General features: G+C 47.3%; 15 protein-coding genes and 2 pseudogenes. 7 read left to right on the forward strand and 10 right to left on the reverse strand.

Translation table 11 applies throughout. The features are described from left to right. Window positions 1–278: 278 nt before the first annotated feature. The 5 genes from ON05_RS31135 to ON05_RS31155 all read right to left on the reverse strand — a co-directional run bounded on the left by ON05_RS31135 (window position 279) and on the right by ON05_RS31155 (window position 3271). Window positions 279–404 carry a hypothetical protein gene (locus ON05_RS31135; RefSeq protein WP_255345124.1) on the reverse strand — a complete coding sequence of 42 codons (126 nt, stop codon included), beginning with the start codon at window positions 402–404 and terminating at the stop codon, window positions 279–281. After that, window positions 388–918, reverse strand: a complete 531-nt coding sequence (locus ON05_RS31140; RefSeq protein ID WP_262562559.1) for a hypothetical protein — start codon at window positions 916–918, stop codon at window positions 388–390. Before ON05_RS31140 ends, ON05_RS31135 begins: the two co-directional genes overlap by 17 nt. A gap of 1 nt (window position 919) precedes the next feature. Further along, a complete protein-coding gene (locus ON05_RS31145) occupies window positions 920–1330 on the reverse strand; it encodes a type II toxin-antitoxin system VapC family toxin (RefSeq protein ID WP_010481425.1) in 411 nt (136 codons plus the stop codon). Next, window positions 1327–1569, reverse strand: coding sequence for a hypothetical protein (locus tag ON05_RS31150; protein WP_010481424.1), 243 nt, complete (start codon window positions 1567–1569; stop codon window positions 1327–1329). Before ON05_RS31150 ends, ON05_RS31145 begins: the two co-directional genes overlap by 4 nt. A 196-nt stretch (window positions 1570–1765) precedes the next feature. Then, a complete protein-coding gene (locus tag ON05_RS31155) occupies window positions 1766–3271 on the reverse strand; it encodes an NACHT domain-containing NTPase (protein WP_010481423.1) in 1506 nt (501 codons plus the stop codon). A 244-nt stretch (window positions 3272–3515) separates the two neighbouring features. On the opposite strand from ON05_RS31155, the pseudogene istA reads away from it, so the two are divergent. From istA to ON05_RS38835, 3 genes and pseudogenes are all read left to right on the forward strand, one after another. After that, window positions 3516–4520, forward strand: a pseudogene (gene istA / locus ON05_RS38830) (IS21 family transposase); the annotation flags it as partial. Window positions 4521–5070: 550 nt separating this feature from the next. Beyond that, a complete protein-coding gene (gene istB, locus ON05_RS31165) occupies window positions 5071–5781 on the forward strand; it encodes an IS21-like element helper ATPase IstB (RefSeq protein ID WP_071826405.1) in 711 nt (236 codons plus the stop codon). Window positions 5782–5917: 136 nt separating this feature from the next. Next, complete coding sequence (locus ON05_RS38835) at window positions 5918–6109, forward strand: transposase (RefSeq protein WP_201768011.1); 192 nt, start codon at window positions 5918–5920, stop codon at window positions 6107–6109. Between the two features lie 128 nt (window positions 6110–6237). On the opposite strand, the pseudogene ON05_RS38840 reads toward ON05_RS38835, so the two are convergent. Both ON05_RS38840 and ON05_RS31185 read right to left on the reverse strand, forming a co-directional pair. After that, window positions 6238–7436, reverse strand: a pseudogene (locus tag ON05_RS38840) (ISAzo13 family transposase). A 74-nt stretch (window positions 7437–7510) separates the two neighbouring features. Beyond that, the gene (locus ON05_RS31185; protein WP_010482043.1) at window positions 7511–8134 is read right to left on the reverse strand and encodes an NACHT domain-containing NTPase; all 624 of its coding nucleotides are present in this window, start codon (window positions 8132–8134) and stop codon (window positions 7511–7513) included. A 142-nt stretch (window positions 8135–8276) separates the two neighbouring features. On the opposite strand from ON05_RS31185, the gene ON05_RS31190 reads away from it, so the two are divergent. The 3 genes from ON05_RS31190 (at window position 8277) to ON05_RS31200 (ending at window position 12383) form a co-directional block, all read left to right on the forward strand. Next, window positions 8277–10490 (forward strand): IS1096 element passenger TnpR family protein, encoded by a 2214-nt coding sequence (locus ON05_RS31190; RefSeq protein ID WP_010482042.1) that lies wholly within the window; start codon window positions 8277–8279, stop codon window positions 10488–10490. A gap of 679 nt (window positions 10491–11169) precedes the next feature. Beyond that, entirely contained in the window at window positions 11170–11790 is a 621-nt protein-coding gene (locus ON05_RS31195) for an AAA family ATPase (protein WP_010482041.1), read from the forward strand. A 305-nt stretch (window positions 11791–12095) separates the two neighbouring features. Further along, window positions 12096–12383, forward strand: a complete 288-nt coding sequence (locus tag ON05_RS31200) for a ribbon-helix-helix domain-containing protein (protein WP_010482039.1) — start codon at window positions 12096–12098, stop codon at window positions 12381–12383. Window positions 12384–12456: 73 nt separating this feature from the next. On the opposite strand, the gene ON05_RS31205 is transcribed toward ON05_RS31200, so the two are convergent. Further along, a complete protein-coding gene (locus tag ON05_RS31205; protein ID WP_010482037.1) occupies window positions 12457–12846 on the reverse strand; it encodes a hypothetical protein in 390 nt (129 codons plus the stop codon). Between the two features lie 299 nt (window positions 12847–13145). Between ON05_RS31205 and ON05_RS31210 the strand changes: the two genes are divergently transcribed. After that, entirely contained in the window at window positions 13146–13295 is a 150-nt protein-coding gene (locus ON05_RS31210) for a hypothetical protein (protein WP_175307314.1), read from the forward strand. A 9-nt stretch (window positions 13296–13304) separates the two neighbouring features. On the opposite strand, the gene ON05_RS31215 is transcribed toward ON05_RS31210, so the two are convergent. Further along, window positions 13305–14378, reverse strand: a complete 1074-nt coding sequence (locus ON05_RS31215; RefSeq protein WP_316964652.1) for a transposase — start codon at window positions 14376–14378, stop codon at window positions 13305–13307. Continuing rightward, entirely contained in the window at window positions 14291–14587 is a 297-nt protein-coding gene (locus ON05_RS31220; protein ID WP_262562495.1) for a hypothetical protein, read from the reverse strand. Before ON05_RS31220 ends, ON05_RS31215 begins: the two co-directional genes overlap by 88 nt. Window positions 14588–14660 lie beyond the last annotated feature (73 nt).

The raw sequence follows: 14660 nt of genomic DNA on the forward strand, positions 1-14660 counted from the left end.
TAACCTAAGTGCTAGACATACATCAAGGTCAATTAAACAGAAAATTCCCCTCCACGACTTTTTAATTTGGAGGGGATGGTTTTCAAAACGAAAGTTGCTCTATATGTTTAAGAGAGAGATGTTTTAAACTGATGTCTTGAACTAAGGGTGAATTCAGAATTCGAGATTGGTCCTTGGGTCTTATGCCGATCCTCCCAATCCTGGATCAGCAACTCAGCCCGCTGACTAAACACCTCTGCAATACCAAGGGCCATCTCTCCAGCGATCTGGAGCCGTTCCTACTGAGAGAGGGCTTGCAATTCTGGCAACATCCCATTCCAGAGTTGGAGGACGTCCGCTTGCTCCGGTTCATCTAAGGCAGAAGCCAACGTGCTAGCAAAATCTAGCTCAAGCTGTTTGAACATGGCGTTTATCCTTCAGCGGACAATCCGCGATCACACACTCAGACGGTTCTAGGCGAATCGGGGGTTCAAATTCCGTAATTCCGAATCGTTCTCTTAATACTCTCAGCACCTCTTTCAAATACCGATTGACTTGAGTATTGGTCATTCCCATACAGTGGACCGCTTCAATTTCCGCTAACTTCTCACTGCATTGCCAGACACTCACAGCAATAGCATGGAGATGGGCATCCTTGGGCTTCTCCTTGTAGAGATAGAGTAAAGCTACAGGTGGTGCATGGATGGGAATCGAGAGGGTTTCCGTGGTTACAACTAGTGCTTTTTTTAGTTTTTTTGCCTGGTACTGCGCTCGTAGTTTTTCGATGTTGTCCTTATGATGCCGATAATGAGATCTCTTCCTTGGGCAACGCCTTGGATTCCAACAAGCCGTTTCCGTACCAGGTCCGTGGAGTGAGATCGCACCTTTTTGGGAAAGCTTTGAGCATTCTAGGCATACCTTATTGATAGGGCGACCCACCTCAACCCACCTCCTGCCAGTTTTCCCTGGCCAGACCATCCACCCGTGAAAATTCCCGAACATTATCTGTAACCAGGGTGAGGTCATGAACCAGAGCAATGGCTGCAATCTGCAAATCATAAAGACCGATGGGGGTACCCTTCGCTGCAAGAGCTGCCCGGATCTGGCCACAGACTTTGGCAACCTCGTCATTAAACGGAATCGATTGGAACTGGCGACAGAAAAGCCTGAGACGTTCTAAATTGGCCCGTCGTTTGACACTTTTGTCAGCCCCATAGAACAGTTCCCCCTTTACCGGGGCGCACAAGCGAATATCAGCAGGGGTATGTTGCGCTAGACGCTTTGCAATTGCAGAATCCTGGTTTGCTTTCAGCAGTTGGACACAAGCATTAGTATCCAGTAAATAGGTCACGCCCAATCCTCACGGATCTCAAACTCGCCCTGATCGGATCGCGTCAACTCGCCCTCCCAACTGCCGATCACATCCGAAAAGAAACCCGGTTGCCATTCTATGGTGGTGGGGGCAGAGGATTCAGCCGGAGACAATAGAACCGTCACCTCTAGATCGGCATCCGCGAACTCCGTGGGCACCTCTAAGCGAAGAACGCCATCGGCACCGACATGGGAGCGAATCGAAATGGGTTGACTCATCGATCACCTAGTTCTCAAAAGACAACAATGAGGCGATGGCTCTGAAGGTCTTGGGTGAAACCCGCCTCTGAACTAGTGTACAAGTCGCCCCTCTGATATGACGTATTTTAATGTAATCTTTAATGTAAATAAGATATTAGACGCATATTTTATGTTCAGATTCTCCACTTTAAACAGAGGATGAATTCAAGTGGGTTCAGTGCTGAGGGGGGAGGAACATGCGCTGTTGGATGGCATTCCAATCTTTAGCGGACAGTCCACTGGCTTGCTTGCTGCAATCGATCATTAACTGGCAGGTTGAAAGGTATTCGGTGATAGCTTCCACTTCATCACGGGATAGATCAAGGTATTCAGCAGAGATATCCAGAGATGAGCTGATTATTGAGGTGAGTCCTTCGGGTGAAACCGTTGATGAGTCTAATGAATCATCTAGATATGAGATAAGAGATTGAAGATTGACATTTGCAATGAGCTGCTTGTCCAGAGCAACTGTAGCTCGGGCGCTGGTGCGGGTGAGGTCGAGGACGCTGGCGATGTCGAGGTCGCTTTCGATGTCACGGGCAATGTTGCGGGCACGGGTGTAGGCGATGTCGAGGTCGCTGCCGAGATCGCGGGCGAGGGCAAAAGTGAGGTCGTTGGCAATGTTGCGGGCACGGGCGAGGGCGCGGGCGTGGGTGATGTCGCGGGCGATGTCGAGGTCGCTGGCACAGGCGTGGGCGTTGTCGAAGTCGCTGGCAAGATCGCAGGCGCGGGCGATGTCGAGTATCAATAATAGTGTAAATACTCGCTTAATTTCATCAGAATAGTCACTAGCTGCATGAGATGTCTTAGCTTCAGCCAAGATTAGTAGTTCCTTTAACTTGGGATGCTCAGATAGCTCTTGAGTTTGTAATTCCAACTTTTCCAAGAGTCCGATCGCATTCCGTCCCATTAGCCCTGTCGCTAAGAAAAAGACTTCTCTCCATCGACTTTCAGTAGCATGTCTAATTAATTTATCCAGGTTATATACAACATGCTCAGCACATAAAAATTCTTGAAGAGTCAAATGAGAAAAGGAATAAACACCCCTGGCCCGTTCGACAAAAATACCCTGCTGCTCAGCAATGGCATCAATTACAGCATCTGCATCCAAATGTGTTGGGGCTTTGAGATTATCAGTTAAAAAAGTTGATATCTGCTGAGCTAAATCATCCTTTTTAAAGTACAGCCTATCGTCTTCAAAGCCTACATAGGCAATTTCAGCCAACAAGTCTTTTTCTAGTCGAGGATTTAAGTCTTTATAGATTTCCCAGCTTTTCTCCAGAACCTTTTCCTCAGCCCACTGTTTTAGGAGAATATTGAGTGCCTCAGTATAAAGTAGGGCGCGATCATTAGTAATTGATCTGCTTTGACGGTAAACAAGACATACAAAGGTTAGTAGGAGTGGTGTTTGTGAGAGTTCTTTCGTGCCAATACAGCTTGCATCCTGCAACTGTTGCCAGCAGTCAGCCCCATAGTCTAGTTTTTGCTTTCTAGTAAGGCTAGGGTTAGGGTCTGCAATAAACCAGTTGCTAATGAACTGGCGCATTTGTTCTTCATTAAATTCTGCGATGGCAACATTGCGAAATCCTTTGAAGTAGTTGTGATAAGCGGCAATGCGGCAGGAGGTAATAAATCGATTCTTAGCGTATTGATCTGATAAATTTTTGATAGCTCGGACCACTCGATTGGCATTGTCACTTGGTACTTCTATTAGATGACAATCAAGGTTGGCGGATGACGGTCAACCAAGTGACAACCTCATTGGCGTGTTGAAGAACATCACACAATCACACACTCTCTTTTCCCTTCAACCTGCATGGTATTTACCCGTCTGATTCCTTAAAAAAGACACTAGTCCCTCCTCACAAGATGGAGCACGCCTAGTGTCTGGAAAAACTATTGATGTCTATCATAGCCGGGTCTATATGAATGCACGTGAGCAAGGCTTGAGCCAAACCACCTCAGCCGAGATTGCTGAGATTTCAATTCGCTCTGGTCAACGAATTGAAGCTGGAACCCACCAACCTAACCGGGGTCAGCCTCAGAAGGGTCGCACGGTCCCAGATCCACTCGCAGACGTATGGGACAGTGAACTCGAACCCATGCTTCGCAAAGACCCTCGACTCCAACCCACCACCCTATATGAATATCTCCAGGACAAATATCCGGGTCAATATCCGCAAGTGCGTCGGACGCTCCAACGTCGGGTTCAAAACTGGAAGGTAATGCATGGTCCGAGTCCAGAGGTGATGTTTGAGTTGCGTCATGAACCAGGGATGATGGGGCTTTCGGATTTTACTGAACTCAAAGGCATAGCGATCACCATTGCCGGAGAACCCTATGAGCATTTGCTCTACCACTACCGTTTAGCCTATAGCGGTTGGCAGTACGCTCAGATCATTGAAGGGGGGGAAAGCTTTGTGGCCCTTTCAGAGGGGTTGCAGAATGCCTTGTCTGCCAGTGGCGGAGCCCCCAAACAGCATCGAACCGATAGTCTCTCAGCCTGCTATCGAAACACGGGGGGCAAACGCAACAAACCATTGACCCGTTTATATGACGAGGTGTGTGCGCACTATCATTTGCAGCCGACGCGCAACAATACAGGGATAGCCCATGAAAACGGCTCCATCGAGTCTCCCCATGGTCATCTGAAGAACCGAATTAAGCAGGCCATCTATCTGCGCGGCAGTGCAGACTTCAGCAGTGTGGCTGAGTACCAAGCTTTGATAGACGAGGCCGTTGAGGGGTTAAACCGCCAGTGCCAAGCTAAATTTGCTCAAGAGCAACCTCATCTGCAACGGCTGCCGAAATATCGCACCCCTGACTATGAGATCCACACTGTCAAAGTCAGTCGCAACAGCACCATTATTGTCCGCTGCATCCTCTACAGTGTGCCGTCACGCCTCATCGGGCGACACCTGGAGTTGCACCTGTATCACAACCGCATCGTTGGATATTTCGGTACCCAGCAAGTGGTTGAACTGCGTCGTGTGCGGGTCACTGACCCGGATAAGCGTAGAGGACGCAGTATTGATTATCGCCATGTGATTAGTGGACTCCATCGCAAGCCTCGCGCCTTCTTGCACTGTACCTGGCAGCAAGATCTGTTGCCGAATGCGGAATACAAACAGTTGTGGCAGCAGTTGAAAGCTCAGTTTCCCCTAGAAGATGCCGCTTACCTGATAGTGGAAGCCCTTTACATTGCGGCAACTGAGAATAAAGAACAGGCCGTGGCGCAGTATCTCACTACCGAACTCGCAGCGGGCACCCTCACCCTCCAGCGTTTGCAGCAACAGTTTGCCTTCACTGCCCACCCGGATATGGCAGAACTCAACGTTACCCAACACGATTTATCCAGTTATGACCAACTCATCATCCCCTACCCAGCCACGGGAGAGCCACCCCGCTCAACCCCAGACATCAGAGCCGACTCCCTACCAAAGCTTGACGCTACTTCTCAAGCGGCTGAAACTCGCTCACATGCTCGACCATTGGGAAGCTATCGAGCATCAAGCTGTGCAACAACACTGGTCCTATGCCAGATTTTTGCTCGAATTGTGCTACCTGGAAGCCGACAGAAGGGCGCAGGGTCGTCTCCAAAGAGCCCTCGCCGAAGCCCAACTGCCAAGCGCAAAAAGTTTTACCAACTTTGAGTTTGACCATTGCCCTGACTTTAATCCGGCCCCGTTAATGCAATTGGTTGAGGATACAGCTTGGTTAGAGCGAGCCCAGAACTGCCTGATCTTCGGGCCATCGGGGACAGGGAAAACGCATTTAGCGATTAGTGTGACCCGTCGCAGCATTGAGCTAGGCAAGCGGGCCAAATTCTTTGCTGCCACTGCGCTCGTGCAACTGCTGCAGGATGCCAAATTACAGCTACAGTTGCATCCGCTACTTAAAAAGCTCGACCGCTATGACTTGCTGGTGCTCGATGATATTGGCTATGTCAAAAAGTCGGAGGCGGAAACCTCGGTACTCTTTGAGTTGATTGCCCACCGCTATGAACGTAAGAGTTTGTTGATTACGGCCAATCAGCCCTTCAGCCAGTGGGATCATATCTTCACAGATTCGATGATGACGGTGGCCGCTATCGATAGGCTCGTTCACCATGGGGTGATCATTGAGGTGCAAGCAGAAAGTTATCGTCGGCAGGCTGCGGCCCAACGGAGCACTAAAGCAACCGCCAAATGACCTCTACAAAAATTTGCGATCGCTAGTTGTCATTTCGATCTGATGTTGTCGTTTTGATCACGGGTTGTCGCGGCGTCAAAACAGTGCGCACGAGTCACCAGGCATGATGGCAGAGATATTGCGTTCTTAAATAGTGGTGTTTTTGCCCCCTTACTCCCCCGACCTTTCACCCATTGAGCTATGTTGGTCAAAACTCAAGCAACTGTTGCGATCAGCTAAAGCTCGAACCAGAGGAGCACTTGATCAAGCGTTAAGCCAGATTATCAATGAGTGCATTTCCGATGATGATGCCCTTGGCTGGTTCGCTCACTGTGGCTTATTCATCTGAAAACCGCTGTAAGTGGGATATTTGTTGTTTTCACAGATTGAAATTTGGTGTCAACCCACCAACTTGGTTGTCGCCACCCGCCAAGTTAGGTTGACATTTAAGGTGATTTCCTGAAAAGAAGCCCCGTACTAAATTGGATGAATTAGGATGTCCCACTTGGGTAACTGAGGATGTCTCTCCAATCGTTTCTCAATCCCTTTCATTGCTTGTTTAGTGAGCGAAATTCCTGTTTCATAAATCTTCTGTGTCACAGTTACAACGGGGTGATTCCCCTTCCAAGTCATGGTTCTAGCCCATCCCAACAGGGTATCAACATCGGTTAATAAGGTTCCGTTCCAGTGTTGCTCCAAAATCCCCCAACATCGCTCAATGGGGTTGTACTTGCTGTGATAAGGCGGATAGTACAGGAGTTGAATAGCGGTGCCGATGTGATCGCTAAATGCCACCAGTCGATTGAGAAACTGAGTGCGTACCCCACTATTCTCAGGACCGTTATCCAACTTGATCTGGATGAGCTGCAGGGTTTGCTGTTCGGTGGGGGCCAGGGTGTTCCACCAATCCTGGAGATTATCGACCATAAAATCGCTTGTTTTGTGAGAATGGCCAAAAATGATGTGTAACGTATCGGTGTCCTCCTCTAGGATGCCGCAGGGAATATATTTTGGCCCACTCCCCATATCGTGATCACAGGCTTTCGTTTGGGTTCGAGTCTTGCCCCGACGAGAGGACTCCCCTAGTTCAACTGTGGCTTTGCAATCGATGCTCAATCGTTTGACGGTACCGTCATGGTCTTTCAAGTCTTTGTGTTTGAGGTTGGCAAAGATGGCATCGGTTTCCGGCAGTTTTTTTGGGGTTTAGCTTTGAGGACAGGGCGGAGTCGATAGCCTAACCGATTCAAGACGACGGCCATAGTACTCTTTGCCGGTACAGACTTGGGGGGAAATCCTTGCGCCCTCAAGTGGGTGATAGCGGCAGCCGCTGTTAAGCGGGTATAGGCAGTTGAGCTGGAAAAGGTGGGGTCTTGTTGGCAATGGGCTTCTGCAAGCTCCCGTAAGGCGGCTGCGACCTCTGGGTGAAGGTCTTCCCAACGTTTCCTGCCACAGAAACCCGACTGAGCACCCACACAAATCATGCCTGTTCGCTTCTCACCTAAACCTGTTGCCACCGTATTTCGACCCCAGCCAAAGATAATTTCTGTGAGATTGGGGTTCCCGTCACAGTATTTGAGGGCGATGTCTGCCTGGAAAGCCCGGCGGCGGGCTCCTGTCATTTTCGAGGAGGCAAATTTCAGATCTTCAAGTTGATTCCAGGTTAATTGGTCACGCATGCTCAGAGTTAGATTCAATGCATCACTATTACATTCTGTGGTCAGAAGTATGTGAGGTCTTTCCTAGAAATCGCCTAATATACTTCATCCAAGCCATCTAGGAGGATAAGCAGACTACCAGCTTTGAGAGCTGTATCTGTGAATTCTGAGGCTTCAGGAAAACCACAGGTTTCAAATTCTTGGACAATCGAGACTTTAAGGTTTAGTTCTTCGCTGGTAAAATTCTTTAGCTCCAGAAAAACGGGAATTTTGTCATGTTTATATTGACCATTCTTGCCGTGTAAGGCTTCAAGCCCTATCTTTCTAAGGTAAGTCGTTTTGCCGATTCCTGGCCCTCCCAAGACACATAGGGATGCTTCAGCATTAGCCACATCCATCCCGTTTTCCGGTTCACAATATTCCTGAGAGAATCCACGCCGATTAGCTTCACGTTGAGCTTTTTCCATATTCTCAACGGACACAAATGGCTTAACCGTCTCAGCATCCAGTATCCGCACTTTTGTAAAAACATCTTCTAAGGACATTGCTTTTGACATGCCCAATACCTGGATCTGTCCATGTCGCTTTAGATATGTCTCCATGTATTTCTTAGTAGGATCATGGAACTTGCGCTTTAGATCCTCCAATTTCTCAGGAGCGGCATCACCAGCCTTTTTTACTGCAATCTTGAGTACTTCTTGGAGCAAGAATTCAAGCATGGGTAAGGTGGGCTTGGCCTTCGGGAGGTAGGTTTGTCTTGAGAATAGGTGATATGTTGCTGACTATCAAGACAACAGTTCCAGCCTGCAACGGCTTATGGCTACTCCGAAGTCAAGCCAACTATTTTCTGAAGGGTGTTTAATGAACAAGAATTATGGGGTAGATATTCCTGAAGTCAAACTCATCACCTTTCCAAGGACGGAAGCAGATCAAGCATCGCCTCCGAAATCCATCCCTAGAGGCAGACCACCACAGATTCCCACGCCGATGGATATCCGATGGCCGATGGTTCAGGAGTTCCTACGTAACAGCAATTTATCTCCCAATTCCCAAAAGCTCTATGAGAGGGAGCTAAAACGTTTCTTGGGCTGGACCCATTTTCGATGGTCGGATCTGACGCTTCGGCACCTGGGCCAGTACAAAGCCTACCTGATGGAGCTAAAGGTCGCTGAAGGAAAGACGCTTTCCAAAAATAGTCTCAATAGTGCATTGACGGCCCTCAAAAGTTTCTTCAAATGGCTGACCCAGTTTCACCCGGAGCTATGCCCCACCAATCCCACCAAAGGGGTGAAGTTTGAAAAGGTGCCTTTGCCCCCGGCCCAGAATCTAACCCCGGAGGAAATGGCGCGAGTCTGGGATGCGATCGCACAGCGGGAACAGACCCAATTGCGTGACCTGGCCCTTGTGCAACTGCTCAGTCATAACCTTCGAGCGGGGGAAGTGGTAGCTGCCAATGTGGGGTCTTTTGATGGCCGCTTGATTAGTATTACCAAAACAAAGAATAACCAACCTCGGCTCGTACCCCTTTCAGCAGAGGGTCAGCGGGTGGTTCAGGATTATCTAGATTGGCGACAGGAACGAGGGGAAGCGTTATCGGCTGAGTCTCCGTTGATTCTATCCCACCACCAAGGCTGGGAAGGGCAGCGTCTCAGCTATCATGGGGTCTATTTCGCCGTGGAAGATATCGGCAGATTAGCGGAACTCCCCGATCTTCACCCCCATCAGTTTCGACATACGAGTGCGACTGAATATCTGAGAATGGGGTTAGACCCAGCCCATGCCCGACGATTAACGGGCCATACGGATGAGCGAACCTTTCGGCGATATACGGTGGCGGCAGAACAAGAGGCTGCAATCTCTGCGTTTTACCGGGCAGAAGCGGAGGGGCAACCCTTAGTCTATGCCCAGTCGTTGGACCGGAAGCAGCGTCAATTACTGGAGGCATTAGCAGAGATGACGGGGAAGTCTCCCCTGTACCAAGACGATTTGGATGAGGGGATGATTGATTTTGCTCAGCTCTGGCAGGAGAACTTATGGGAACTTGAGCGGTTGGTGGCTGATGTGCGGGCTTTGCCAGAAAAGCTAGGAATGGCAGGTTTTGTGACAAATGAACGACAGTCGATATCGCTAGAAGAACGGGTTCTGCGTGGCGAAATACCCACCGATGAAGCGCTAGGGCTAGATGCTGTCGTCGAAGAATCTTCAGACTGTCCCCAGGTAAGCTTTGTGGAGAGTTCTCTTCAAGTCGTTCATTTGGGCATGAAGCTATGGGTTAAGGGTAAGAAAAAAGGCAAAGTCAGGAAAGCGATTGAGGAGCGGGTGCTCGATCAGTTTCAGATGATTAAGCCAAAACCCAGGGGAATTCAATACGAGCTGATGTTTGTCTTTGATAAAGAGGATGACCTATCGCAGATTGTTGCCCAGATGCGCTGGGATATGGATCTACTGGCTGAGTTAGATGACTGTTCAGTGGAGGTGAAGTGGTTGGACGAGGTTCCTTGGGAGATGGGACAACAAGGTATTGCTACTGAGACAGGGACACCATTGAATGCAGTATCCAGCATCTATCAATTAAAAATCACGCTGTTGGGCGTCCGGCCCCAAGTCTGGCGGCGGTTTCAAGTCCCAGAGACGATGACACTCACCCAACTTCATTCAGTGATTCAAGTCGTGATGGGGTGGGAAGGTTACCATCTGCACCAGTTCTCGGAGAGCGAAGACGAAACTCTCACATTGGTGGAACTGCTCGGAGATGACCTATTCTCATTCGGCTATACATACGATTTTGGAGATATGTGGCAGCACGAAATTGAGGTGGAGAAAAGGTTAGCAAGTAAGCCTGGGCAAGACTATCCAGTGTGTCTGGTCGGGAAGCGGGCCTGTCCACCGGAAGACTGTGGTGGGGACTGGGGATATGCCCATCTGCTGAGGGTTCTGAAGAATCCCCGACATTCACAGTATGAGGAAAGAATGGAATGGGTTGGCAGCGATTTTGACCCGAAAGTGTTTGATCTGGAGGGGGTGAATCAAGTACTGAGGGAGCTTGAGGATGAGATAGTGGGGTACGACAATTAAAAAACAGTTGATGGTGGGGAATTTGACCTGGGATTTTCGAAGAAGATAGCGCTACATGTATACATTTATAATCTTAGATAAAGAGACAAGTATACTTCTAGAGGGGAAAGGCACAATCACAGATGCTCAACTTCTGGAGTCAGATTGAACCAAAGATACCGTAGGATTTTAGAAAAATTAAGTCTATATGTATACATTTATATTTATCGACAACTAGATAAGTAGACATTTATATATCGATTGTTTTATGGTGCATTTGAAATGAGGCAACAGGGACTATGGCCCCGACTTTATGAGCATTGACGCATCATGTAGAATCAGCAAAATGGACAATTGATTCTTTGTTGTAGACATGTATACATGTATAGAAAACGACGATAGTACACTTATATTCACATCTGCACTGCCACAGGTAGACATGTATACATATCTACCTGTATATTGACTATCGTCATCTGTATGGCCTTCAGCCACAATTGGTAAATAAGAAAAAGAACATTACCAAAGTTGAATTTACTTCCAAGCATGAGCCACGTGTATCTTTATCGACACTTCTAAGATTAGAAATGTATACATGTCGGCACATCTAAAAGTAGTTCAATATGAACCAATGAAAAACAAATATGTATACACCTATAAAATTCTTTAGGTATAAATGTATACATTTAGAGGAGTTAACATGAAGACAATATCTTTACTCTCACAAAAAGGTGGGGCAGGTAAGACGCTGTTATCAGTAAATTTGGCATCTTACGCAGCGAGCCAGGGGGAGACGGTTGCAATTATAGATATAGATGGTCAAGCCTCATCATGTGTATGGCATGACGAGAGGGAGGACACGGAGGAGCTGCCTGAAATATCAGTGATTAGCTCTCAGCCAAAAAGATTACCAAATGTACTCAAAGCAGCTAAGAAAGGAGGGGCTACGTTCGTTGTAATTGATACGAGTCCTAACTCAGAGGGTGCAACTTTAGAGGCTGCAAAGAATTCTGATTTTGGATTAATTCCATGCCGAGCTGCACTAGCTGATATCAAAGCTATTAGGAGCACTGTTGATCTGATCAAAATAGCCAATATTCCTGCTGGGATCGTGATTAATGCTTGCAAGACCAAGGGCTTAGCATATGACGCCCAAACAGCTCTGGGAGTTTATGGCTTACCTATCGCCGATGTAGTAATTGGCGATCGCACCCCCTTTAATCATGCCTTTACCAGTGGGCTGGGTATTTGTGAATATGAGCCAAAGTCAAAAGCCGCTAACGAAATAAGATTGCTTTACCAATGGATGTCATCAAAATAATTATCTACATGTATACATGTGGACTATATTTACTGTATACATAGTTAAATCATCCATATCTTAGCTAAATGCATATTCTCATTTACTTCTCCACCCCTTGGGAGAGTAACGCTAAAAACATCGGAGCATTAATCATGGCTAATTTGCAGGCAATAGAATAGCAAATCAACCAAGATAGACATGTCTACACGTCTACGAAGATTCATTTGGGAGTCGCAATTATTTCTACATGTGTACATATAAGAATATCTAAATGTATACATGTATAAGTGTTCAATTCTAGATAAGCCGAGGAAAACTAGAGTATGCCTACTAAAAAGAAATCTCTGACAAGCTCAATGCAAGCTGCAGCAGGTAACGACACTAACTTGCCAGAAGAAACTACCGAGCAAAAGTCCGCATCACAGCCCAAGCTCTCATCAAGTAGGGCACCTGTGAGAGAGGGGACTCGTGCCATTGGAGGGCACTTTGCACCGGAAGTTCTGAAACAGCTCAAGCTGATTGCATTGGAAAATGATACGACAAACCAAAAGCTACTGGGTGAAGCGCTCAATTTACTTTTTGCGAACTATGGAAAGCCGCCTATCGCATAGTCCGAATATTCACCCTATACGAGGTCAAGCCGATATACGTGTAAAAACTTGCGACTCATAGTTGGCACAAGCTCTAATACAAGCTCTTTTCTGACTCAATATTAAAGGTCGTTACCCATTCGTCTCCTGATCTCCGAGAGATAGCGATGCCATGAATTTCACGAAGATCTTTTTTGTCTAAGCCACGATCCTTAAAGGATTTTTTCATCCTGTCAGGGAGCGAAGATGTTTCAAGCTTAAAAGTCGCTTTGTATCTTGAGTGTATTTCAGGCTCGGTTTTAGTTCCAAGATTTTCAGTGTCTTCAATATCAAATTTAGACACTTTTAAATGTGCTCCGCTATAAACTAGAGATTCATCGTAGTTCTCAACGATTTCATTCTTTGATGGGCCGATTTGCTGGCTGCACCCAGTAAGGAGCAACAGAGCGATTAATGCTCGAAAACAGAAAGGTAATTTCTTCATACCTCACCCACAATCAAACCTGATTAAGTTCCACATTGACATTGAGAAAGACAGCAAGCAATAAAGAAATCCCTAAATCTCAGTAGATTTTAGTAAAAATGTACTTCTCTTATTGAGAAGTCAACTGATTCCCTGTGAATAATCAGCAAAATTTTCCTCCCCAGCCCGTTCACCTCTTCAAGCGCTGGGTAAATTTCCAATAGCTACCGAGAATCCTTCGGCAGATTTACCCAAGTTCATCTTGGGTAGCAAATTCCTTTGTGCCATGATCAGGTCGATCAATTCACAGGTACATACCCATGACTGAATCCAAGAACCTACCCAGATGGGCCAAAGCTTACATCAAAGAGATGAAGCAGCATCGGCCCAAAACCTATGCCCAATTTATGGAGGAGGGTGGCTTAGAAGAAACCGCTTTGTCCGTCCAAGAGAGTGCTGAGGCCGGTTAGTGTCCCGATTTATTCGCCATGGTTATTGAGACGATCATGCTTGGCATGATCTCTGCGTGAGACGAGGAAGAAAATCGCTAAACAGCTCTCCTCATTGGGGAAAGCACCAATCTCATCAGCTTTGGTTCGGAATTCTCGGAACAACCGTTCTAGCGCATTGGAAGTACGAATCAGCGAATGAATGGATTCATCAAAATCATAGAAACTCAAGGTCAGGGCAAAATCTTTGGTAAAGGTTCTGACCGCATCGGGTTCAAGGTCTGTCCATTTCTGTGCAAACACGAGCAACGCAACAATAGCTTCTTCCCAGTCTGGCGCTTTATAGATAGCATAGGCATCGTGTTTAATTTGTGAATACCGCAGCTTCTTGGCTTCAGAGTGGGACAGTTCTTGTCCTTGAGCATCCAGGTGTGGCAATTGCTCATAGCCCAAATGCCGGAGCATCGCTCGAACCTTATGGGTAATGCACCGTTGATGTTGCGCGAGGGGAAACAGAGCGCGAATTACCTTAGGTAGCCCAGTGGTGCCATCACTCACAATCAGCTTCACCAAATGGGTTTGCAATCCTCGTTGCCGCAGGTGCTCAAAGAACAGTAGCCAAGCTGCCTCAGATTCTTGGACAGCAATTTCATAATGGAGAACAGTTTGTGTCCCATTTGGCCATATCGCCATGGCCACTAAGATGACTCTGTCTTCCGCACGGCGTAGTTTCCGAATATGCCCAGCTTGGTCTTCCCAAAAGTCTTCAGACGCACATTGAACACTCGCCCAAACCCCATCAACAATCAAAATAAAAGGGGTTTTCTCAAGACGAGTCTGACGACTTTGGAGCATCTGCTTCTGGGCTTTAAGTGTAATCCGGTTAATGGCATTCACGGATAAGACTGCACCCAGGATCTCATAGAGAGCTTCTTGCAGATCTCGAAGCGATAAGCCCATGACATACAGCCCTAGGCAAAACTCTAGCAGGCTGCCAAGGGCTCGTTGGTAACGCTCTAAAATCTGCCACTCTCGGCCTGCATTCCCTTTCCGTAGTTTGGGAACGGACAGCTGAGTAATCCTGCCGTACTGGGTATCAAGGATCCGTTGATAGTAGCCTGAACGTCGAGGTCGATCCCTTGAATCTCTGATAGATAAGCTTGAACTTCTTCGTCTAGAGCTGACTCTACTGCGATCTGGGTGACTCGGTTAGCTTCAAGACGAAGGGTTGATTCTAGGGCTTCGTTAATAGAAGCATAGGAACTTTGAGATTGGATGCGGATAATCTGCTGCTCGCGTTGGGCAATGTTCATAAAGGAGTGCTCTGAATTCTCTATTATCAAAGCATTTCAGCTATCTCAGCCCATGGCGAATAAATCAGGACAC

It is taken from the genome of Acaryochloris sp. CCMEE 5410, assembly GCF_000238775.2.
Taxonomy (GTDB): Bacteria; Cyanobacteriota; Cyanobacteriia; order Thermosynechococcales; family Thermosynechococcaceae; genus Acaryochloris.